General features: G+C 75.1%; 19 protein-coding genes. 10 read left to right on the top strand and 9 right to left on the bottom strand.

From position 1 onward, the window contains the following. Positions 1 to 2: 2 nt before the first annotated feature. From ACFQH9_RS15000 to ACFQH9_RS14955, 10 genes are all read left to right on the top strand, one after another. The gene (locus ACFQH9_RS15000) at positions 3 to 1,568 is read left to right on the top strand and encodes an ABC transporter substrate-binding protein (protein WP_379566697.1); all 1,566 of its coding nucleotides are present in this window, start codon (positions 3 to 5) and stop codon (positions 1,566 to 1,568) included. A 95-nt stretch (positions 1,569 to 1,663) separates the two neighbouring features. Then, on the top strand, positions 1,664 to 3,223 hold the full coding sequence (locus ACFQH9_RS14995) for an ABC transporter substrate-binding protein (protein ID WP_379566696.1): 1,560 nt from the start codon (positions 1,664 to 1,666) through the stop codon (positions 3,221 to 3,223). A gap of 100 nt (positions 3,224 to 3,323) precedes the next feature. Further along, a complete protein-coding gene (locus ACFQH9_RS14990) occupies positions 3,324 to 3,905 on the top strand; it encodes a TetR/AcrR family transcriptional regulator (RefSeq protein ID WP_379566695.1) in 582 nt (193 codons plus the stop codon). A gap of 141 nt (positions 3,906 to 4,046) precedes the next feature. Beyond that, the gene (locus ACFQH9_RS14985; protein WP_379566694.1) at positions 4,047 to 4,451 is read left to right on the top strand and encodes a hypothetical protein; all 405 of its coding nucleotides are present in this window, start codon (positions 4,047 to 4,049) and stop codon (positions 4,449 to 4,451) included. Then, entirely contained in the window at positions 4,448 to 5,887 is a 1,440-nt protein-coding gene (locus tag ACFQH9_RS14980) for an APC family permease (protein WP_379566693.1), read from the top strand. The genes ACFQH9_RS14985 and ACFQH9_RS14980 overlap by 4 nt, the downstream gene beginning before the upstream one ends. Next, positions 5,884 to 7,107, top strand: a complete 1,224-nt coding sequence (locus tag ACFQH9_RS14975) for an acyl-CoA dehydrogenase family protein (protein WP_379566692.1) — start codon at positions 5,884 to 5,886, stop codon at positions 7,105 to 7,107. The genes ACFQH9_RS14980 and ACFQH9_RS14975 overlap by 4 nt, the downstream gene beginning before the upstream one ends. Then, positions 7,104 to 8,042, top strand: coding sequence for an alpha/beta hydrolase fold domain-containing protein (locus ACFQH9_RS14970; RefSeq protein WP_379566691.1), 939 nt, complete (start codon positions 7,104 to 7,106; stop codon positions 8,040 to 8,042). The genes ACFQH9_RS14975 and ACFQH9_RS14970 overlap by 4 nt, the downstream gene beginning before the upstream one ends. Then, on the top strand, positions 8,039 to 9,118 hold the full coding sequence (locus tag ACFQH9_RS14965; protein ID WP_379566690.1) for a Glu/Leu/Phe/Val dehydrogenase dimerization domain-containing protein: 1,080 nt from the start codon (positions 8,039 to 8,041) through the stop codon (positions 9,116 to 9,118). The genes ACFQH9_RS14970 and ACFQH9_RS14965 overlap by 4 nt, the downstream gene beginning before the upstream one ends. A gap of 32 nt (positions 9,119 to 9,150) precedes the next feature. Then, complete coding sequence (locus ACFQH9_RS14960; protein WP_379566814.1) at positions 9,151 to 10,872, top strand: gamma-glutamyltransferase family protein; 1,722 nt, start codon at positions 9,151 to 9,153, stop codon at positions 10,870 to 10,872. A gap of 24 nt (positions 10,873 to 10,896) precedes the next feature. Further along, positions 10,897 to 11,580: a GntR family transcriptional regulator gene (locus ACFQH9_RS14955; protein WP_379566689.1), complete on the top strand. Its 684-nt coding sequence runs from the start codon at positions 10,897 to 10,899 to the stop codon at positions 11,578 to 11,580. Between the two features lie 74 nt (positions 11,581 to 11,654). On the opposite strand, the gene ACFQH9_RS14950 is transcribed toward ACFQH9_RS14955, so the two are convergent. The 9 genes from ACFQH9_RS14950 to ACFQH9_RS14910 form a co-directional block, all read right to left on the bottom strand. After that, entirely contained in the window at positions 11,655 to 12,263 is a 609-nt protein-coding gene (locus tag ACFQH9_RS14950) for a GNAT family N-acetyltransferase (protein WP_379566688.1), read from the bottom strand. Between the two features lie 101 nt (positions 12,264 to 12,364). Beyond that, on the bottom strand, positions 12,365 to 12,598 hold the full coding sequence (locus tag ACFQH9_RS14945) for a DUF7661 family protein (protein WP_379566687.1): 234 nt from the start codon (positions 12,596 to 12,598) through the stop codon (positions 12,365 to 12,367). A gap of 85 nt (positions 12,599 to 12,683) precedes the next feature. Further along, the gene (locus tag ACFQH9_RS14940) at positions 12,684 to 13,739 is read right to left on the bottom strand and encodes a phosphotransferase family protein (protein ID WP_379566686.1); all 1,056 of its coding nucleotides are present in this window, start codon (positions 13,737 to 13,739) and stop codon (positions 12,684 to 12,686) included. Then, positions 13,736 to 14,527: an enoyl-CoA hydratase/isomerase family protein gene (locus tag ACFQH9_RS14935; protein ID WP_379566684.1), complete on the bottom strand. Its 792-nt coding sequence runs from the start codon at positions 14,525 to 14,527 to the stop codon at positions 13,736 to 13,738. The genes ACFQH9_RS14940 and ACFQH9_RS14935 overlap by 4 nt, the downstream gene beginning before the upstream one ends. Then, the gene (locus ACFQH9_RS14930) at positions 14,524 to 16,200 is read right to left on the bottom strand and encodes a class I adenylate-forming enzyme family protein (RefSeq protein WP_379566683.1); all 1,677 of its coding nucleotides are present in this window, start codon (positions 16,198 to 16,200) and stop codon (positions 14,524 to 14,526) included. The genes ACFQH9_RS14935 and ACFQH9_RS14930 overlap by 4 nt, the downstream gene beginning before the upstream one ends. Next, positions 16,197 to 17,171 carry an SMP-30/gluconolactonase/LRE family protein gene (locus ACFQH9_RS14925; protein WP_379566682.1) on the bottom strand — a complete coding sequence of 325 codons (975 nt, stop codon included), beginning with the start codon at positions 17,169 to 17,171 and terminating at the stop codon, positions 16,197 to 16,199. The genes ACFQH9_RS14930 and ACFQH9_RS14925 overlap by 4 nt, the downstream gene beginning before the upstream one ends. 64 nt (positions 17,172 to 17,235) lie before the next feature. Then, the gene (locus ACFQH9_RS14920) at positions 17,236 to 18,789 is read right to left on the bottom strand and encodes a class I adenylate-forming enzyme family protein (protein WP_379566681.1); all 1,554 of its coding nucleotides are present in this window, start codon (positions 18,787 to 18,789) and stop codon (positions 17,236 to 17,238) included. A gap of 64 nt (positions 18,790 to 18,853) precedes the next feature. After that, positions 18,854 to 20,248 (bottom strand): phosphotransferase family protein, encoded by a 1,395-nt coding sequence (locus ACFQH9_RS14915; protein WP_379566680.1) that lies wholly within the window; start codon positions 20,246 to 20,248, stop codon positions 18,854 to 18,856. A 16-nt stretch (positions 20,249 to 20,264) separates the two neighbouring features. Beyond that, entirely contained in the window at positions 20,265 to 20,906 is a 642-nt protein-coding gene (locus tag ACFQH9_RS14910; protein ID WP_379566679.1) for a TetR/AcrR family transcriptional regulator, read from the bottom strand. Between the last annotated feature and the right edge of the window lie 16 nt (positions 20,907 to 20,922).

Here is a 20,922-nt window from a genome sequence, read left to right as displayed (position 1 = left end):
GGATGAACGAGGGGGGTGCCCAGCTGTCGCGGCGGTCCCTGCTGGCCGGCGCGCTGTCCCTGCCACTGCTGGCCGCCTGCGCGCCGCTGGCCAACCCCGGCGCGGGCCGTCCCGCGGCCGGACCGGCCGATCCCTCGGCGGTGTTCCGCTACGCCAACACGATCGGCGTGAGCCGGTTCGACCCGCACCGGGCGTCGTCGAGCACCGACAACACGCTGCTGTTCCTCACCTACGACCGGCTGGTGCACACCGACACGGAGGGCCGCGCGGTGCCCGGCCTCGCGACCGCGTGGCGCACCTCCGGCGACGGGCGGGTGCTCGAGCTCGACCTGCGCGAGGGCGTGCGCTTCCACGACGGCACGCCGTTCGACGCCGCCGCGGTCAAGGCCAACATCGAGCGGGCCAAGACCGTGCAGTCCTCCGCCGTGCGGGCCGAGCTCGCGAGCATCGTCTCGGTGGACCTCGCCGGCCCGCTGCAGGTCAGGCTCGGCCTCTCCGCGCCCAACGCGGCGCTACCGTTGATCCTCTCCGACCGGGCGGGCGCGATGGTCAGCCCGGCGGCCTTCGCGAACCCCGACCTCGACCAGGCCCCGGTCGGCGCCGGGATGTACCGGGTGACGGCCTACCGGCCGGGGGCGAGCGTGACCTACCGGCCGGCGGAGGGCTACTGGGACCCCGCCGCGGTGCGGGTGGCCGGGATCGACGTGCTGATCTACACGGACGCGGTCACCCGGCTCAACGCCCTGCGCACCGGCGAGATCGACGCCACCGTGCTCTCCCCGGACCAGGTCGCCGAGGCGCAGGCCGCGGGCATCGCCGTCACCGCGGGGCGCACCAACAACTTCTACTACCTGCAGCCGAACCGGGCGCGGCCGTTCTTCGCCGACGTCCGGGTACGCCGCGCGCTCTGGCACGCGGTGGACCGGCAGTCCCTCGTCGACGGGCTCGCCCGCGGCTACGGGACGATCGCCGCGCAGCCGGTGCCGGACTGGAGCTTCGCCCATTCCCCGGACGTCGGGCCGGACCCGTACCCGTACGACCCCGAGCTGGCGCGGCGGCTGCTCGCCGAGGCCGGCTACCCGAACGGCTTCAGTTTCGAGGTCTTCGCCTCGGCCGGCAGCGACCAGGGCAAGCACGCCGAGGCGCTGCAGGACTTCTACGCCGCGGTCGGCATCGACATGCGCATCCGGATCATGGACAGCGCCCAGATCGCCGACGTGTTCTTCGTCCGCGAGGAGGGCGACGGCCTGCCCTCCGTCGGGGGCGGACGGGCCGACCCCGCCCAGACGACGGCGCTGCGCTACACGGCCGACGGCTTCAACAACCCCGGGGGCTCCGCGCCCCCGGAGTTCGAGCAGCTGCAGGCCGACGTCGTGGCGGTGAGCGACGAGGCGGGCCGGGCCGCGGCGTTCCACCGGATGATGAACGCCGTGGTCGAGCAGGCGCTCGAGGTCATCCTCTACTTCCCGACGCCGCCGATCGCCACGGGCCCGTCCGTCCTGGACTACCACCCGTTCCTCGCCGACCGGCCCGAGTTCCGCGGCGTGGCCAAGGCCGCCGCCTCCTGAACCACCTGCCCGGAGGGCACCGGTGTGCGGACCTTGCCCGCGCGCGGTGCCGGTCGGGCGGGTCGGGTCCTGTTCGACGAGGAGAGAGGGGCGCGATGAGGCGCATCCGATCGGTTGTCGGGAGCACGGTGGCGGCGCTGCTGCTGGGACTGGTGGCGGCGTGTGCGCCGCTGCCGTCCGGGGGCGGGCAGGCGGCCGGGCCGAGCGGGCCCGCCGACCCGAACGCGATCTTCGGCTGGGCGCACATCGTGGGCCTGAGCCGGTTCGACCCGCACCGGGCAACCTCGAGCTACGACAACACGTTCCTGTTCCTGACCTACGACCGGCTCGTGCACGTCGACAGGGACCTCGACCCGGTTCCCGGACTGGCCACCTCCTGGCGGTTCGGGCCCGACGGCCGCACGCTCGACCTGCAGCTGCGCGAGGGCGTGACCTTCCACGACGGCACCCCGTTCGACGCGGCCGCGGTCAAGGCCAACCTCGAGCGCGCGAAGACGGTCGAGGGGTCGTCGGTGCGCAACGAGCTCGCGTCCGTGCAGTCGGTCGACGTGACCGGCCCACTGGCCGTGCGGCTGAACCTGTCGACACCCAACGCCGCGTTGCCGCTGATCCTCTCCGACCGCGCGGGCGCGATGATCAGCCCGGCCGCCTTCGACAACCCCGACCTCGACCAGGCCCCGGTCGGCGCCGGGATGTTCCGGGTGGCCTCGTACCAGCCCCAGGCGAAGATCGAGTACCGCCGGGTCGACGGCTACTGGGACCCCGCGGCCGTGCAGGTCGCGGGCGTCGACATGTACATCTACGTCGATCCGACGACCCGGCTCAACGCCCTGCGCACCGGGAAGATCGACGGCTCGATCATCTCCGCGGAGCAGGTGCCCGAGGCCGAGGCCGCGGGCCTGCGGCTCGAGCGGGGTCGGTCGAACAACTTCTACTTCTTCCACCCCAACCGGTCCCGCTCGGAGTTCGGGAAGCTGGAGGTCCGGCAGGCCCTGGCGCACGCGATCAACCGGCAGGCCATCGTCGACTCGGTGTTCCGCGGCTACGCCACGGTGTCCGAGCAGCCGCTGCCCGGGTGGAGCTTCGCGCACAACCCCGACCTGCCGCCCGAGCCGCACCCGTACGACCCGGAGCGAGCCCGGCGACTGCTCGCGCAGGCGGGGCTGCCGAACGGGTTCGCCTTCGAGGCGCTCGTGCCCTCCAGCCCGGACTCGATCCGGATCGCCGAGGCGGTGCAGGCCGACCTCGCCGCCGTCGGCGTCCGGATGTCTACCCGGGTGATGGAGGGCCAGCAGCTCACCGACGTGTTCTTCGCCCGCAAGGAGGGCGACCTGCTGATGGGCTCGGGCGGCGGACGCGCCGACCCGGCGCAGATGACGGCGCTGCGCTACCTCCCGACCGGCTTCAACAACCCGGGCGGGACCAGCACCCCGACGATCGAGCGGCTGCAGCAGGAGGCGCTGGCGACCACCGACCAGGCGCAGCGGGCCGAGATCTTCCGGCGGATGATGCAGGAGGTCTCCGACCAGGTGCTCGACGGCGTGCTGTTCTACCCGGAGTCGCCGGTCGCCACGACCGGCCAGGTGATCAGCTTCGACCCCGCCCTCTCCGACCGGCCGGAGTTCCGGGGGGTGTCCAAGGCCGCCGCCTCCTGATGGGTCCGCGGAGACCCTTCCGATCACGCCGTCGGGACGGTACCGTCTCGTCCATTACAGGACGGGACGGTACCGCCCCGTCGGCGATCGGGAGGTTCCCGTGAGACGCACGCCCACCGGCGCCGCGGTCCTGCAGCCGGCGAAGACGGCCTCGATCACCACGGCCGTGCTCGAGGAGCTCGCGGAGAGCGGCTACGGGCGGCTCGCCATGGAGGCGGTGGCCCGGCGCGCCGGTGTGGGGAAGAGCGCGCTGTACCGGCGCTGGTCGGGCAAGCCCGAGATGGTCACCGCCGCCCTGTCCGAGCTGAGCGTGCCGGCCGTGCCGACGCCCGACACGGGCACGCTGCGCGGCGACCTCCGCGTGCTGGTCGAGGCCGTGCACGAGTGGCTCACGCACCCGCTCATCGCCCGGATCCTGCCGGACGTCAGCTCCGAGGCCGTGCGCAACCCGGAGCTGGCCGACGCCCTCCGCCGCACCGTCGGCGACCCGCGCCGCGAGATGGCGAGACCGGTGTTCGACCGCGCCGTGGCGCGGGGCGAGCTGGCCGTGGACGTGGATCTGGCCCTCGACCTCGTGGGGGCGCCGCTGTACTGGCGGCTGTCGGTCCGGCACGTGCCGCTCACCCCCGGATACCTGGACGACCTCACGGACGCACTGCTCCGCGCCCTGTCCCGCTCCTGACCCCCTGCCCCTGAGCCCGCTCCCGGTCGCTCCGACCGGGAGGGCGAGACCCCGGCCACCGCCACCCGTCGCACGTCCCGTCCCGCACTCGATCCGCAGATTGGATCCAATCTGCTTCTGATTGCACTCATGGAGGACCGCATGACCGCGAGCACGGACGTCCCCACCGCCCCCGGGGACACCCTGATCTTCGAGAACGACCGGGTCCGGGTCTGGTCCATGACCCTGGAACCCGGCGGGATGTTCGACTTCCACCAGCACCACCACGACCACGTGGTGCTGTGGCCCGACGCGGGCGACGCCCAGGCCCAGGAGCTGGGCGACCCCGACTGGGGTCTGGTGCAGCACGCCGAGCCCGGCTTCGTCCTCTACCGCACGGTCGGGCGGGCCCGTCCCCTGCCGCCGCACCGGATCCGCAACCTCGGGTCGGAACCGGTGACCCACTACATCGTCGAACTGCTCGAGCCCTCGCCGTCCGAGGAGAGCGAACCGTGGGTCTTCAACGACCGCGGCCGGATCGGGCGCGCCGACGGGTCGGCGCTGTGACCGCCCCGGAGGCCGCCGGACCCGCCGTGCCGGCGGTACCGGGCGACGCCTCGGCCCCGGTCGCGGCGGGGTCCCTGCGCCGCAACGCGATCGGCGTGCCGGGCATGATCTTCATGGTCGTCGCCGCGACCGCGCCGCTGACGGCCCTGTCGTCGAACATCTCGCTGAGCCTCGGCTTCGGCACCGGCCCCTCGACGGTCCTCCTGCTGGTGCTGGTCGGGCTCGTGCTGGCCGTGTTCGCCGCGGGGTACGTCGTGCTCAGCCGGTACGTGACCAGCGCGGGCGCCTACCAGGCCTTCGTCGAGTTCGGCCTGGGCCGCCGCGCGGGCGCCGCCACCGCCTTCGTCGCCACCCTCGCCTACACCGTGGCCGCGGCCGGCATGGTGGCCGCGACCGGCTACTTCGCCGCGCTCACCTGGACGGCGCTGACCGGCGCCGAGGTGCCGTGGTGGGCCTTCGCCGCGGTCGCCCTGGTGCTCACCTACGGGCTGGGCGTGCGCGGGGTGGAGATCGCCCAGCACGTCACCACCGGGATCTCGGTGCTGCAGTTCGCGATCATCGCCGCCCTCGCGGTCGCCGTGCTCGTGCGGAACCCGGACGGCTGGGCGGTCCCGATCCTGTCGCCGACCGCGGCGTTCGGTCCCGGGCTGGCGATGACGTTGGTCTTCTGCCTGCTCTGCTTCGGCGGGTTCGAGGCCACCGCGGCGTACGGGGAGGAGGCACGGGCGCCGCGGCGGAGCATCGCCGTGGCGACCTACGCCGCGCTCGGCATCCTCGTGGTGGTCTTCGCGTTCGGCACCTGGACCCTCGCGGCGGCCTTCGACGACGTGCGGGCCGTGGCCGCCGAGGACCCCGGCGCCCTCGTCGTCACCGCCGCCGACCGCTACCTCGGCACCTGGTCCGGCCCGGTCCTGAGCGGGCTCGTCACGGTCAGCTTCCTGGCCGCCGCGGTCGCCTTCCACAACCTGGCCTCGCGCTACCTGTTCGCCCTCGGCCGGTCCGGCCTGCTGCCCCGCGCGCTCGCCACGGTGCACCACCGGCACGACACCCCGTACGTCGGCTGCCGGACCCAGGCCGTCGTCGCGGTGCTGCTGCTGGTCCCGTTCGCGATCGCGGGTGCGGACCCGATCGTCAACCTCTTCCCGGCGCTGTCCGGGATCACCTCGCTGGCCCTGGTGGCCATGATGGCCGGCTGCTGCGCCAGCCTCGTCGTGGCTGCGCTGCGCAGCCGGGTCACCGAGTCCCGCTGGGTCACGCTCGTTGCGCCCGCCGCCGCCGGGACCGTGCTCGTCGCGGTGCTGGTGCTGATCGTCGGTCACTACACCGAGGTCACCGGCAGCGACGCCCTCGTCGTCGCCCTCATGCCCCTCACCCTGCTCGTCGTCGCCGCGTACGGCGTCGGCGCGGCCACCCTCCGCGGAAAGGACGAGTCATGACCACCGAACTGCTGCGCGCCACCGACCTCCCGGCCACTCGGCGTGAGGTCGTCGAGCGGGCCCGCGAACTGCGGCCCCTCCTCGCCGAGGCCGGCCCGGGGATCGATGCGACCGGCGCCGACCCCACCGCCGCGATGACCCTGCTCGGCGAGGCAGGCCTGCACCGGATCAACGTGCCGGTGGAGTTCGGGGGCCTGTGGGACGGCCCCGCCTTCGGCGGCTGGCGCGAGCTGATCGAGGCGCAGATCGAGATCTGTGCGGGGGACGGCTCGACCGGCCAGTGCTGGAGCACGACCACCCTGGTCGCCCGCGAGCTCTTCACCTCCGACGAGCTGCCGCGCGGGACCAAGCGGCAGCTGGCCGACGAGCTGCTGTACGAGGGCCGCCGGTTCGTGGCGTCCAACGCCGAGACCGGCGGCACCGGACGGGTCGTCGGCCGGCGCGTGCCGGGCGGTGTGGTGGTCTCCGGGACCAAGACCTTCAACACCAACAGCGGCGGCGGCGGCCGCGACATCGCCAGCGTGAGCTTCGCGCTGGTCGGCGAGGACGGTGACGTGGAGACCGCCCCGCGCTGGCACGCCCTGGTCCGGCTCGACGATCCCGCGCTCGAGCTGCTCGGCGACTGGGACAACATGGGCCAGCGCGGCACCGTCAGCCAGACGATCCGCTACCGGGACGTGTTCGTGCCCGACGGCTGGCACTTCCGCGTCCACGTCGCCGACCCGTACTTCTTCGGCGCGGTGATGCTGATGCACGGCGCGCTGCTGCAGGGCATCGGTGAGGGCGGGTTCGCGGCGGCGGTCGCCCATGTGCAGGAGCTGAACCGGCCGAGCATGCCGCGGTTCGGCACCGCCACGGAGGACCCGTTGATGCACCGCCAGCTGGGCGAGATGTCGAGCGAGCTGGCGGCGGCGCGGGCCCTGCTGCTCTCGGTCGCCGACGAGCTGGAGGCACCGGAGCTGGTCACCCGCCCCGAGGAGATGGCGATCAAGGGCTTCCGGGCCAAGGTCGCGAGCACTCGCGCCGCGCTCGACGTGACCGCCCGGATCCACGACCTGACCGGCGCGCGCAGCACGGCGAACCGGTTCCGGCTGGACCGGTTCTGGCGCAACGCCCGGACCTTCGGCAGCCACGACTCGATCGACGCCAAGAACGCGTTCGTCGGGGCGTTCGAGCTGGCCGGCGCGCTGCCCGCGATCCCCGACTACATCCGGGTGTGACAGTGCACCCGTCGGAGATCCTCCCCGTGCCGGACTACGCCGCCCTGGTCCCGGCCCATTTCCTCCACCCGCCCGCGGTGCGGGTGCTGCCCGGAGCGCGCAGCCACCTCGGCGTCCCCTACGCCACCCCACCGGGCTGGCGGGCGCTGCGGCTGGACCTGCACCTGCCGGAGGGACCGGGTCCGCACCCGGTCGTCGTCTACGCGCACGGCGGGAGCTGGTTGGGCGGGATGCCCGGGCACGGCCCGTGGCACGGCCTGCCCGCGCGCGGCACGGCCGTCGCGTCCGTCGGCTACCGGTTGGCGGGCGAGGTGCCCTTCCCGGAACCCGTCGAGGACCTCCGGGCGGCGATCCGGTGGGTGCGGTCCCACGGGGACCGCTACGACCTGGACCCGCACCGGGTGGCCGGCTGGGGCAGCTCCGCCGGGGCCTACCTGATGACGATGGCGGCGCTGTCCGGCGAGCGCCCGCTCGGCCGGCCGATCGGCGACGGGGTCGGTGCGGCCGGCGTGGACGCCGTCGTCGACCACTACGGGCCCGCCGACCTCGGCCGGCTGCTCGACGACGCGCACGAGCCCACCTCCGAGGGCCAGGCCGGGACCGCCGCCGTCCTCCGCACCTTTCTCGGGCGCGATCCCGACGGCTCCGACAACCCGGACGACCCGGCCAACCCGCTGCGGCTCGCCGGGCCGGGCGCACCACCCTTCCTGATCGTGCACGGCGACGCGGACCACCGCGTCGGGCTCGCCCAGAGCCGCTGGCTCCACGCGGGTCTGCGGGCCGCCGGGGTACCGGCCGAGCTCGTCGTCCTGCCCGGGGCCGACCACGCCGACCCGGCCTTCTTCGACCCGGTCGAGGTCGAGCGGGTCCTCGCCTTCCTGACCGCCGTCTGGGACCGCGCCGCGGTCCCCGTCCCCTCGAGGAGCAGTCCGTGACCGTCACCGCGCTCGATCCGCACCCGCTGCCGCCGTGGCCCGGCGAGCTCACCTCCCTGCGCCACGACGAGCCGTCCGGGACCTGGTCGGTGATCGCCGTGCACTCCACGCGGCTCGGCCCGGCCGTCGGCGGGACCCGTGCGATGGCCTACCCGGCGCTGCCGGCGGCGGTCGCCGACGCCCGGCGCCTGGCCGGGGCGATGACCCTCAAGGTCGCCGTCGCCGGCCTGCCGATGGGCGGCGGCAAGTCGGTGCTGGTGCTCCCGGCCCCGCGGCACCGGCTGCACGACGACACGTGGTGCCGGGCACTGGAGGCGCACGCGCGGCACATCGAGCTCCTGCGCGGCACCTACTGGACCGGCCCCGACATCGGCACCGACACGGCGGACATGGACGTGCTGCGCCGGCACACGACCTACGCGTTCGGCCGCTCGGAGGCCGACGGCGGGTCCGGGACGAGCGCCGAGGCCACCGCGGTCGGCGTCGTCGCCGCCGTGCGGGCGGCGGTCCGCGAGGCGGGGCACCCCGGCCTCGACGGGCTGCGGATCCTGGTGCAGGGCCTCGGCGCGGTCGGCATGCGGGTCGCCCGGACCGTGTCGGCGTCCGGCGCGCACCTGCTCGTCGCCGACGTCGATCCCGCCCGGGTCGAGCGGGCCGTCGGGCTCGCGGGCGCCGTGGAGGTCGTGGCGCCCGAGGAGGTCGTCGGCACGCCGTGCGACGCCCTGGTGCCGTGCGCCGTCGGCGGGCTGATCGACGCGCGGGTGGCCCGCACCCTGCCCGCCGCCGTCGTGGTGGGCGGGGCGAACAACGTCCTCGCCGACGACGAGGCCGCGGACGTGCTGGCGGCGCGCGGCGTCGTCGTCGCCCCGGACTTCGTGGCCAACGCGGGCGGGGCGATCCACCTCGTCGGCCGCGAGGTGCTCGGCTGGTCCGCCGAGCGGGTCCGGGAGCGGGCCGAGGCGATCGAGGGCACGCTCGCGGAGATCTTCGCCGACGCCCGGGCCCGTGGCGTCGGCAGCGTGCGCGCCGCACTCGAGCGCGCCGAGCGTTCGCTCGTGGTGGAGCCGGCCGCGTGACCACCCGTCCGACCCTGCGCGGCCGCTTCGGGATGTCGGCCTCGACCCACTGGCTCGCGACGGGCGCCGCCCAGTCGGTCCTGGAGCGGGGGGGCACCGCGGTGGATGCGGCGACCGCCGCGGCTTTCGTCCTCCACGTGGTGGAGCCGCACCTCAACGGTCCCGGCGGGGATCTCGTCGCCCTGGTCGCGCCCGCGGGCGGTGCGCCGTTCGTGCTGTGCGGCCAGGGCCCGGCGCCTGCGGGGGCGACCCGGGAGCACCTCGCGGCCGAGGGCCTCGACCACGTGCCCGGGGCCGGGGCGCTCGCCGCGGCGGTGCCCGGCGCCGTCGTCGCGTGGCTGCGGCTGCTGGCCGAGCACGGCACGTGGGAGCTCGCCGACGTCCTGGAGTACGCCGTGGACCTCGCCGAGCACGGTTGTCCGGTGGTGCCGCGGCTCGCGGCCACGATCGCCGCGGTGGCGGACCTGTTCCGGGACCACTGGCCCTCGTCGGCCGCACTGTGGCTGCCCGGCGGCCGGGTGCCGGAGGCCGGCGCGACCCTGACCAACCCGGAGTACGCGGCCACGCTGCGCACGCTGATCTCCGCGGGGCGCCCGGGCGCCGACCGGCGGGCGCGGATCGACCTCGCGCGACGGGCCTGGCAGGAGGGCGCGGTGGCCCAGGCCCTGGAGGAGTTCGCGGCGAAGCCGCACCGGCACTCCGACGGCCGCGACCACGCGGGCGTCCTGCGGGCTGCGGACCTCGCGGCCTTCCGCGCCACCATCGAGGAACCCGTGCACGGCGAGTTCCGCGGCACCACGGTGGTGAAGGCCGGGCCGTGGAGCCAGGGCCCGGTGCTGCTGCAGGCGCTGGCCATCCTCGACCACGTCGGCGACGGCCGGCTGGACCCCGCGACCGCGGAGGGTGTGCACACGATCGCCGAGGCGCTCAAGCTCGCGCTCGCGGACCGCGAGGCCCACTACGACGCGGAGGCCGCGCCGGGGCTCGTCGACCGGGTGCTCGACCCGGCCCACGCCCGGGCGCGGGCGGCGCTCATCGGCCCCGGGGCGTCCCGGGAGCTGCGTCCCAGCCGGCTCGACGGCGACCCGGTGCTGCCGCCGCTGCACGTCGACGGCACGGCCGCGGCCGGGACCGGCGAGCCGACGGTCGCCAGGGACGGCGAGACGCGCGGCGACACCTGCCACGTCGACGTGGTCGACCGCTGGGGGACGATGGTCTCCGCGACGCCGTCGGGGGGCTGGCTGCAGTCCTCACCCACCGTCCCCGGCCTGGGGTTCTGCCTCGGCACCCGGTTGCAGATGTCCTGGCTGGACCCGCGCTCGCCGTCCCGGCTCGAGCCCGGCCGGCGCCCGCGCACCACGCTGAGTCCTACCCTGCTGCTCCGGGACGGGGCCGCGGTCGCCGCGCTGGGCACGCCCGGCGGGGACCAGCAGGACCAGTGGCAGCTGCTCTACCTGCTGCGCACGCTGGTCGGCGGGCAGTCGCCGCAGGAGGCGATCGACGCGCCCGCGTTCCACACCACGGCGGTCCCCGGCTCCTTCTGGCCGCGCACCTGGACACCGGCCGGCCTGGTCGTCGAGGAGCGCCTCGGACCGGAGGTGGTCGCTGACCTGCGCGGGCGCGGGCACGCCGTGACCGTGTCCGGGCCGTGGACGCTCGGCCGGCTCTCGGTCGTCACGCGGGACCCGGCGACCGGACTGCTCGGCGCCGCGGCGAACCCCCGCGGGGCCCAGGGCTACGCGGCCGGGCGGTGACCGGCCACGGACTACGATCGCGCCGTGGCCGCCCGGGGTTCCGCCGACGTCGCCGCCGTGCGGGACATCGTCGACCGGCTCCAGGAGCGGATCGGCAGCGGCGAGATCCCCATCGGCGGCTGGATCCGGCAGGAGCAGGTGGCCCAGGAGCACGGGGTCAGCCGCACCCCGGTCCGGGAGGCGCTGCGCCAGCTCGAGGCGCTGGGCGTCGTCGAGATGGTGGCGCACCGGGGCGCGCGGGTGACGCTGCCGTCGACCCGGGACATCGCCGAGGCGCTCGAGGTGCGCGGGGTCCTGGAGGGGCACGCCGCGCAGCTCGCCGCGGACCGCATCACCGAGGCCCAGCTCGAGGTGCTCGCGGGGACGGACGCGACCTTCCGCCGGGTCGTCGCGCTGGCGCGGGACCCGGACGCGCAGGAGGAGGCCCGCGAGCTCTGGTACCGGACCAACTCGCTGTTCCACGCGACGGTCGTCGACGCGGCGGGGAACCGGCAGCTCACCGCCAGCCTCGACGCGCTGCACCACCGGCTGCCCCGCAACCTCACCTGGACCGGGCTGGCGGGCGACCCGCGACTGCTCGACCGCAACGCGGACGACCACGTCGCCATCACCGCCGCGATCCGCGCCGGCGAGGGCGAGCGCGCCCGTTCGCTCACCCTCCAGCACGCCCGCCGCGCTGCCGAGATGATCCTCGTGCGCCGGGCCTGACCCGGCGAACGGCGGTCTCGCTCGTCAGGAGCGAGCGAGAGTGCCGTTCGCTCGGGGGTCGGGCCGGCTCGGGGTCACTGCGGGTCGCGCCACATCGGCCAGATCGGCGGGCTGTCGTCGACCGAGAGCGGGGTGCCGGCGACGAAGCCGTGCCGCTCGTACAGCGCCCGGCTGCGGGGGCTCGTGGCCTCCAGGTAGGCGGGATGGCCGGCGCGGTCGGCGCGGGCGAGGACCGGCGCCATGGTGGCGCTGCCGATGCCGAGGCCCTGCCGGTCCGGCCGGACCCCGAGGAACCACAGGTACTCGTGGGGCTCGTGCGGGTGGTGCTGCTCCATGAGGCCCATCAGCGCGAACAGCCGCTGCGCGTCGTCGCCCGCCCGTTCCTCGAGGGCGGCGGCGAAGGCCTCGCCCTGCTCGTCGGACATCGGGGCGCTGCCGTGCGGCACCCACAGCGCGGCACCCGCGACGTCCGGCCCGGCCGCCCACGTGTCGTCGTGCTGGGCGAGCACCTCGACGGTGAGGTCGAAGAAGAACCGCGTCCTCGCCGCCCGATCGGCCGGGTCCGGGTGGATCCAGACGAGGACCGGGTCGTCCGCGAAGGCGGCCGCGAGCGTCGCGGCGACGGCGGCGCGTTCGCCCTCCCCGGCGCGGCGGACGTGGACGGTGGGCTGGATCGTCGTCATCGGGTGCCTCCCCGCTCGGTGACCGGATCGACGACGACGGTGCCCGCGGGCGCCGTCAGAGCCCTGTCATGCGGCTGTCGGCCCGCGCTGTCGGGCGGGTGTCAGCGGACCCGGCGCACGGTCGTGCCGGGGCGGGCGTACTCGTGGAAGAGCACGTCGAGGTGGTCGGCGAGGGTGTCCGCGGGCGCCTCCGGCGGGAGCCGCACGTCCTCGGCGGGGCGCCGGCGGCCCTCGCCGACGTACGAGGCGACCCAGCGCCCGTCCCGCCGCTCGACCTCGATCACGACGCGGCCGTACACGTCGAAACGCAACCGGTCGCCGTCCGGTGTGTCCATGCCGGGCAGTGTGGCGGCCCTCCGGGCGCACACGACGGGTGCGCGGCGCTCCCGCTCACCGGGTACGAGCGGGAGCGCCGTTCGCTCACCCCAGCCCGGCGGCCTCCAGCGCCTCCTTCGCGGACTCGCCGAGCAGCCGGCCGGTGGCGAGGCGGGCGCGGACCTGGTCGGCGTAGCCGTCGTCGGCCATCACGCCCGCCAGGTAGCGCGCCTGCACGCCGGCGAGGATGCACGCCGAACGCCAGCGGTTGAAGGCGATCCAGTAGGGCAGGTCGGACACGTCCCGCCCGGTGATCCGCGCGTACCGGGCGACCAGCTCCTCCCGGGTCGGGAAGCCGGGGACGGTCGTCGGCCCCGGATCCGCGCCCTCGGGCAGCTCGTCCCCGGGCTCCTGCCAGAGCGAGACCAGGTAGCCCAGGTCGGCCATCGGGTCGCCGAGCGTGGAGAGCTCCCAGTCGAAGACCGCGCGGACCGTCCCGTCCGGGCCGAAGGTCATGTTCCCCGGCCGGAAGTCGCCGTGCACGATCCCGCGGGACTGCGGCGGGACGTGCGCGGCGAGCGCGGCGTGGATCTCGTCCAGCAACGCCAGCTCGGCGCCCTCCACCCCGGAGTTGCGGATCTGCTGGTGCCAGCGCGCGAGCTGGCGCTCGGCGAAGCCCTTCCGCGAACCCTCCAGCCCCACCGCCTCGGGATCGAGCGCGTGCAGCGCCGCCAGCACCTCGACGACGTGCTCCCCCGCCCGGGCGCGCGCCGCCGGCGTCAGCGACTTCGCGGCCGCGGGATCGGCGAGCACCGTGCCCTCGACGAAGTCCATGACGTAGAACTCCGCGCCGGTCACGGCCGGGTCGGCGCAGTAGGCGCGGGGCGGCGCCACCGGGACCGCGGTCGGCGCCATCGCCGAGATGAACCGCCACTCGCGACCCATGTCGTGCGCGGTGCTGAGCACGCCCCCGAGGGGCGGGCGGCGCAACGCGTAGGCGTGCCCCGCCGCGTCGTCGATCCGGTAGGTCAGGTTGGACCGCCCGCCGGCGACCAGCGTGAACCGCGCCGGACCGACGAAGCCGTCGACCTGCTCGGCCAGCCAGGTCTCGACGGCCGGCGTCTCGAGACCGGCCAGGGTGCCCGTCGTCGAACCCGTCATCGGCCCACGTACCTCGGCTCCCGCTTCTCCAGGAAGGACCGCACGCCCTCGCGGTGGTCCTCGGTGGCGAACAGTTCACCGAGCCGTGTGCTCACCCAGCGGCCCAGCTCGGTCCAGTCCGGGTCGAGCGCCTCCCGCAGCCCGGCCTTGAGCGCGCCGACGGCCAGCGGCGGGTTCGCGGCGATCCGCCCGGCCAGCTCGAGGGCCGTCGGGAGCAGCCGGTCGTCGTCGACGACCCGGCCGACCAGCCCGATCCGGCCGGCCTCCTCCGCGTCGATGATCTCGCCGGTGAACAGCAGCTCCGCCGCCTTCTCCCGGCCGACGAGCTGGGCGAGCCGGGCGATCCCGGCGACGTCGCTGCACAGCCCGCGCTTGACGAACAGCTCGCCGAACTTCGCCCGGCGCGCCGCCACCCGGAAGTCCGCCATCAGCGCCATCTCCATGCCCCAGCCGACCGCGGCGCCGTTGACGGCGGCGATCACCGGGACGTTCGACGTCAGCAGCGCGCCGGCCGCGGGGGTGAGCCGCGGTGCGGGCCGGGGCGGGCGCTTCTCCGGGTCGCCCCCGCCCATCAGCTCGCGGACGTCGTCGCCCGAGCAGAACGAGCGGCCCTCGCCCGTGATCACCAGGACCCGGGCGGTCGTGGTGCGGACCAGCTCCTCCAGCTCGTCGTACGTCCGACGGCGCAGGGCGTTGTGCACCTCCGGCCGGGCGATGGTGAGCACGCCGACGTGCCCGTCCTCCTCGTACCGGATATCGGTGAGCGCCGTGTCCGGGCTCGCGGTCATCCCTGCACCTCCGTGCGCAGCTCGCGCTTCAGGACCTTGCCGCTGGGGGTGCGCGGCAGCGGCTCCGCGCGGAACACGACCTGCTCGGGCACCTTGAACTCGGCCAGCCGCTCGCGGACGTGCTGCTGCAGTTCCTCCGCGGTCACCGCCGAGCGGGTGTTCACCACGGCCACGGCCTGCTCGCCGAGCCGCGCGTGCGGGATCCCGACGACGGCGACGTCGGCGACCGCGGGGTGCTCGAACAGCGCGGCCTCGACCTCGGCGCAGTAGATGTTCTCGCCGCCCCGGATGACCACGTCCTTCATCCGGTCCACGACGTAGACCCAGCCGTCGCGGACCAGGCCGAGGTCGCCGGTATGGAACCAGCCGTCGGTGAAGGCCGCGGCCGTGCCCTCCGGGTTGTTCCAGTACCCGCGCACCACGTTGGGCCCGCGGAACCAGAGCTCGCCGATCTCCTCCGGCCCGGCGTCCTCCCCCGTCGCGGGGTCGACGACGCGGATGTCCGCCCCCGGGGCGAGGCGGCCCACGCTGTCCGGGTGGGTCACGTAGTCCTGCCCGGTGTTGGAGACGACGGCGCTGGTCGTCTCGGTGAGCCCGTAGCCGTTGGCCGGCGAGACCAGCGAGGCGAACTGACTGTCGATCAGGCCGATGAGGTCGGGCGGGATCGGTGCCCCGCCCATGCTCAGCGCGGCCAGCGTGTCCAGCCCGCCGCCCTCGCGCGCGGCCTGCTCGACCAGCTGGCGCCCGACCGTCGGCACGCCCGAGACGCCGGTGAGCGCCTCCCGGCGGACCAGCTCGAGCGCCTCGACCGGGTCCCACCGGTACTGCGTGACGAGTTTCCCGCCGGTCAGCGCGGTGTAGGTCAGGCTGGTGATGCCGGCGATGTGGAACAGCGGGAAGGTGCACAGCCCGCCCGGCTGCGGCGCGCCCGGGTCCGGGTCCGGCGGGGCCCCGCCGTTGGCGATCGTCGCGGCCACCCGCGCGCCGAGCAGGGTGTTGAGGATGTTGGTGCAGTGGTTGCGGTGCGTCCCGACCGCGCCCTTCGGCCTCCCGGTGGTGCCCGAGGTGTAGAGGATGGTGGCGTCGTCGTCCGGCGCGATCGTGACGTCCGGGAGCTCCGCGTTCCGGTCCAGCGCGGCCAGCACCTCGGCCCACGGCCGGCCCCGCCCCTCCCCGCGAACCTCGATCATCGGCAGGTCGATGCCCTCGAGGATCGCGGCCCGCTCGCCGTCGGCCACGACGAGCCGCGCCTCGCAGTTGCCGAGCGCGTAGCGCAGCTCGGGGCCGGTCCACCAGGCGTTGAGCGGCACGAACACCAGCCCGGACACCTGGCAGGCGTAGAACCACGGCGCCCACTCCGGGTAGTTCCGCATGGTGACGGCCACCCGGTCGCCCTGCCGCAGCCCGTACTCGTCGTGCAGCAGCGTCGCCAGGCCGGCGACGATGCCGGCGTGCTGGGCGTAGGTGACGTGCTCGTCCCGGTAGACCGTGAACACGCGGTCGCCCCACGTGCGGGTGAGCTCGAACAGCTCCCGCAAGGTGTGCGGGCCGCGCTCATACACCCGCCACGGCACCCCGCGAACCTCGGTGTCGACCAGCGCGAACTCGCCCCCGGGCGCGGTGAAGGCGGCGGTGAGCTCGGCGCGCACGCTCCCGCCCGACGTGACCGTCATGCCCGGAACGCCAGGTCGAGGCCCGGGTAGGGCCACTCGGTCGCGTACAGCTTCCCGCGGCCGGAGGAGGTGATGTACGCGGTGCGCGAGTCCGCCCCGGCGAAGCAGATGTTGGTGACGAACGGGTCCGGCTCGGGCACCGGGACCTGCCGGTCGAGCGTGCCGTCCGGCCGGATGATGCTCACCGCCCCGGTGACCAGGGTGGCGACGCAGACGTTGCCGGCGCCGTCGACGGCCAGCGAGTCGAGCAGCTGGTAGCCGGGGAAGCCGTGCAGCAGGTTGGCCCCGCCCGGCCCGCGCGGCGGGTCGCCGCACGGCCCGAGGTGCGCCGGGCCGAGCACCTCCCACTCCCAGACCCGCCCGGTCTGGGTCTCGGCGACGTAGACCCGCGAGCCGTCCGGCGACAGCCCGACACCGTTCGGGGTCATCAGCGGGTGCACCACCTCGGTGATCGACGAACCGTCCGGCAGCGCGTAGCAGAGCCTGCCGACGTCCATCTCCCGGCCGCGGTTCTTGCCCAGGTCGGTGAACCAGAAGCCGCCCGCGGAGTCGAACACGATGTCGTTGGGCCCGCGCAGCGGCCGCCCGTCGACCTCCGTGTAGAGGTCCTTCACCTCACCGTCGAGGGTGACCCGCTGGATGCGGCCGCCGCTGTAGTCCGCGGGCTGGTGCCCGGGCGCGACGATGCCCTCCGGCCGGTCGTGCCACTCGAAGCCGCCGTTGTTGCAGACGTAGATCGCCCCGTCGGGGCCCACGGCGGCACCGTTGGGGCCGCCGCCGAGCTCGGCGACGACGTCGACCGAGCCGTCCGGCCACACCCGGGACAGGGTGCCGCGGCGGATCTCCACGAGGACCACGGAACCGTCGGCGAGGGCGATCGGCCCCTCGGGGAACTGCAGGCCGGAGGCCACCTCACGGAGGACGGGGGTGCCGGTGTCGGCGGGGTCGGCGGCGGGGTCGGCGCTGACCATGCGGGGTCTCCTTCCGACGCTGGAAGTGCGGGGGGGATCGTGCTGAACGATCGTTCAGGTCACGCTAGGAGGGGGTCCGGGCGGTGTCAACGGGCTCGCGCGTCACGAGCTCGCGCAGCACCGGTTTGCGGACCTTCCCGGTGGTGGTGCGGGGCAGCTCGTCGACCACGAGCACCCGGCGCGGGATCTTGTAGCCCGCCAGGTGGCCGCGGCAGAACTCGCGCACGCCCTCCTCGGTCGGGGTGCGCCCCTCGCGGGCCTCCAGCACCGCGACCACCAGCTCGCCCCACACCTCGTCGGGCTGCCCGACGACGGCCGCGGCGGCCACGTCCGGGTGCTGGTGCAGGATCTCCTCGACCTCGCGGGAGTACACGTTCTCCCCGCCGGTGAGGATCATGTCCTTCTTGCGGTCGACGATGTAGAGGTAACCCCGCGCGTCCCGGCGGGCGAGGTCGCCGCTGTGGAACCAGCCGTCCCGGTAGGCCTCCGCGGTCGCCTCCGGCCGGCCCCAGTACCCGGCGCACACCTGGTCGCCGCGGATCACGAGCTCGCCGACCTCGTCCGGGGCGGTGTCCCGGCCCTCGGGGTCGACGACCCGCACCGCGGAGAGCCACTGCGGCTTGCCGACGCTGGTCAGCAGGGCCTCGTCGGACTCCAGTGCCCGGACGTGGTCGGCCGAGCCGTGCACGACGACGTTGCCGGCCAGCTCCGTCATCCCGAACCCGGTCTGGAAGCGGACCTCCGGGAAGGCCGCCATCGCCTCGCGCAGCACCGCCGCGGGCATCGGGGCCGAGCCGTAGCTGATCCGGCGCAACGAGGAGAGGTCGAACTCGGGGAAGCGCGGGTGGCGCAGCAGCATCGCGAGCATCGTCGGCGCCACCGAGGTCTGGCTGACGCGGTGGTCCTGCACCGCCTCCAGGAACCCGACGGCGTCGTAGCGGCGCATCAGGACCATCGTGTCGCCCTTGAGGTGCGCCATCGGCACGCCGTAGCCGGCGATGTGGCACAGCGGCCACGGCATCAGCGCCACCCCGGGATCGTGGTCGTGCTCCCAGCTGAGCAGCGAGTTCATCACCGCGGCGACGACGTTGCGGTGGGTCAGCACCGCGCCCTTCGCCCGCCCGGTGGTGCCGGAGGTGTAGATCAGCCAGGCCGGCGAGTCCTCGTCCGGCACCGACAGCGCGCCGGGTTCGGCGAGCAGGTCCGACCAGGCCAGTGCCCCCTCGACCGGCCCGTCGACGCACACCAGCGTGCGGATCGACGGGACCTCGGCCATCGCCCGGCGCGCGGTCTCCAGGTACTTCCGTTCGGTGACGAGGACCGTCGGGGTCGAGTCCTCCAGGTTGAGCACGACCTCGCGCGGGCTCAACCGGTAGTTGAGGAACACCAGGGCCATCCCCGCCGTCGGGACGCCGTAGTAGGCCTGGATGTACTCGGGGTTGTTCTCGGTCAGGATCGCGATCCGGTCGCCCGGGGCGGCGTAGCGGGCCAGCCCGGTCGCGAGCGCCCGGACGTCCCGGTCGAGCTCCGCGAACGTCCAGCTCCGGTCCTCGAACACCAGCGCGGTCTCGTCCGCGCGCCGGGCGGCGGTGAAGGTCAGGATGTCGCCGATCCGCATTCGTGCTCCTTCGCACGGGTCAGGCCTGCACGGGTCGGCACTGCACGGGGCAGCACCGCCGGGGTCATTCGCCGGGGTGGGACAGGTACTTCGGGTTGGCCACGCGGAGCCGGTCGGTGATCGCCTCCCGCACCGCCGCCAGCAGCGCCGGGTCCTCCGGGTCGACGACGCCGGCGCGGATCGCGGCGGCGAGGTCGGCCTGGTCGGCGCGGCCGAAGCGGGCGAGCCGCTCGCGGTGCCGGCGCTCCTGCTCGGGGCCGAGCGCGAGCTCCCGCGCGACGGTGTCGACGACGTTGGCCGCGACCCGGGCGTTGAAGCTCAGCCGGCCCTGGGTGCCGGGCATGACGTCCTCGCGCAGGTAGAGCGCCACCGCCCCGAGCAGCTCCCGGCTCGTCGGGCGGCCGTGCAGGTCCGACGGCGGCGCCTCGGGGAGGTCCGGGAGCTCGGCGGGCAGGCCGAGCGCGAGGAACAGGTCGTGCTCCTGCTCGCACACCCGCCGGCCGATCGCGGCCAGCTCCACGGACGGGACCGCCCCGGAGAGGTGCCGCTCGGCCATGCCGCGGCAGCCCACGGCCCAGCGCGCGGTGCCGTAGACCTGCCACCAGCGCACCGCCTCGGGGTCCGGGCGGTGCCCGGCCACCTCGGCGTAGCCGTCGAGCAGCTGGTCCAGCGGGCCGAACCCGCCGACGGTCGGCGCGGCGCCGAACCGCCAGCACTTCACGCAGAGCCAGCCGAGGTCCTCGCGGGGGTCGCCGCGGTGCACGACCTCCCAGTCCAGGACCGCCTTGAGCCCGTCCGGCGCGACGATCATGTTGCCGTTGCGGAAGTCGCCGTGCACCACGGTCTCCGGCACGTCGGCCGGCCGGTTCCTCGCCAGCCAGTGCAGCGCGATCTCGATCGACGGCAGCGGCTCGCCCAGCTCGTCGTAGGTCTGCCGGAGCTGCTCCAGCGGGTCGCGGCGCTCCAGCCCGGGCACGTCGTCCGGCGGGATCGCGTGCACCCGCGCGACCGCGCGCCCCAGCTCGGCGGCCAGGGTGGTGCGGACCTGCGCGTACTCGGGGTCGCGCAGCAGCCGGCGGGCGAGCGTCTCCCCGTCGACGTGCCGGGTCACCAGGTACGGCGCCCCGACGACCGCCGGGTCCGTGCCGTGGTCCACCAGCGGCGGCACCGGCACGCCGGCCCGCTCCGCGGCCGCGATCGCCCGCGCCTCCATGGCCATGCCGTCCGGCCGGCCGGGGCCGGGCGGGTCCCGGCGCAGCACGAGGCGGTGCGCGGTGCCGCCGGCGCGGGCGGTGAAGGACCAGGTCTCGCGGCTCGCGCCCCCGGTCAGCCGGTGCAGCCCGACGACCTCGACGGGCTCGCCGAGGACCTCGGTCAGGCGGGCGCCGAGCAGCCCCGCGAGCACGGCCGGGTCCGCGGGGTCACCGGTCGGCAACCGGGTGTCGGTGGTGGCGGTCATGCCGCACCCCCGCCCGTCAGCCCGGTTCGCCGTCCCAGGGGCCGGGGTCCACCGCGTCGACCATGTCCAGGGCGAGGCGCTGGTAGCGGCGCACCATCTCCTCGCGCGAGGCGGGCCCCTCCGGCGAGAACCAGCTGGCGACGCCCGTGCACATCACGACGATCGCCCGCGAAGCCTCGCCCGGGAGCGGGGTGCGGAACGCACCGGTCTCCACGCCCCGGGCCACCACCTCGTCGAACATCCGCTGCTGCGCGTGCCGCTTGGCCAGGTGCGGGGTGCGCACCGGCTCCTCCAGCGCCCGCAGCTCGCTGGTGCCCAGCAGCGTGCCGCGCTGGTCCTCGAGGTGGAACAGCACCTGCACCTCGACCAGCGCCCGCAGCCGGTCCGCCGGGTCGTCCCCCGCGGACTCCAGCGCCTCGCGGGTCCGCGCCAGCAGGGCCTCGATCCCCCGCTCCATGATCATCGCGAGGACGGCCTGCTTCGACGGGAAGTGGTGGTACAGCGCCGCGGGGCTCAGCCCGGCCCGCAGCGCGATGTCCCGCACCGACGTCCCGTGGTAGCCGTGCTCGGCCATGGTCGCGATCGACGCCTCGAGGATCGCCGCGTCGCCCGGCGGCGCGTTCGGGGGCCGCGAGGCGGGCTGGTGCGCTCGCGCCATCGGTCCCTCCCCCGTC

The sequence above is a fragment of the Pseudonocardia lutea genome, assembly GCF_042658055.1.
In the GTDB taxonomy this organism is placed as follows: Bacteria; Actinomycetota; Actinomycetes; order Mycobacteriales; family Pseudonocardiaceae; genus Pseudonocardia; species Pseudonocardia lutea.
Note: the sequence above shows the minus strand (reverse complement) of the source record. Positions and strands in the feature narration are given on the sequence as shown.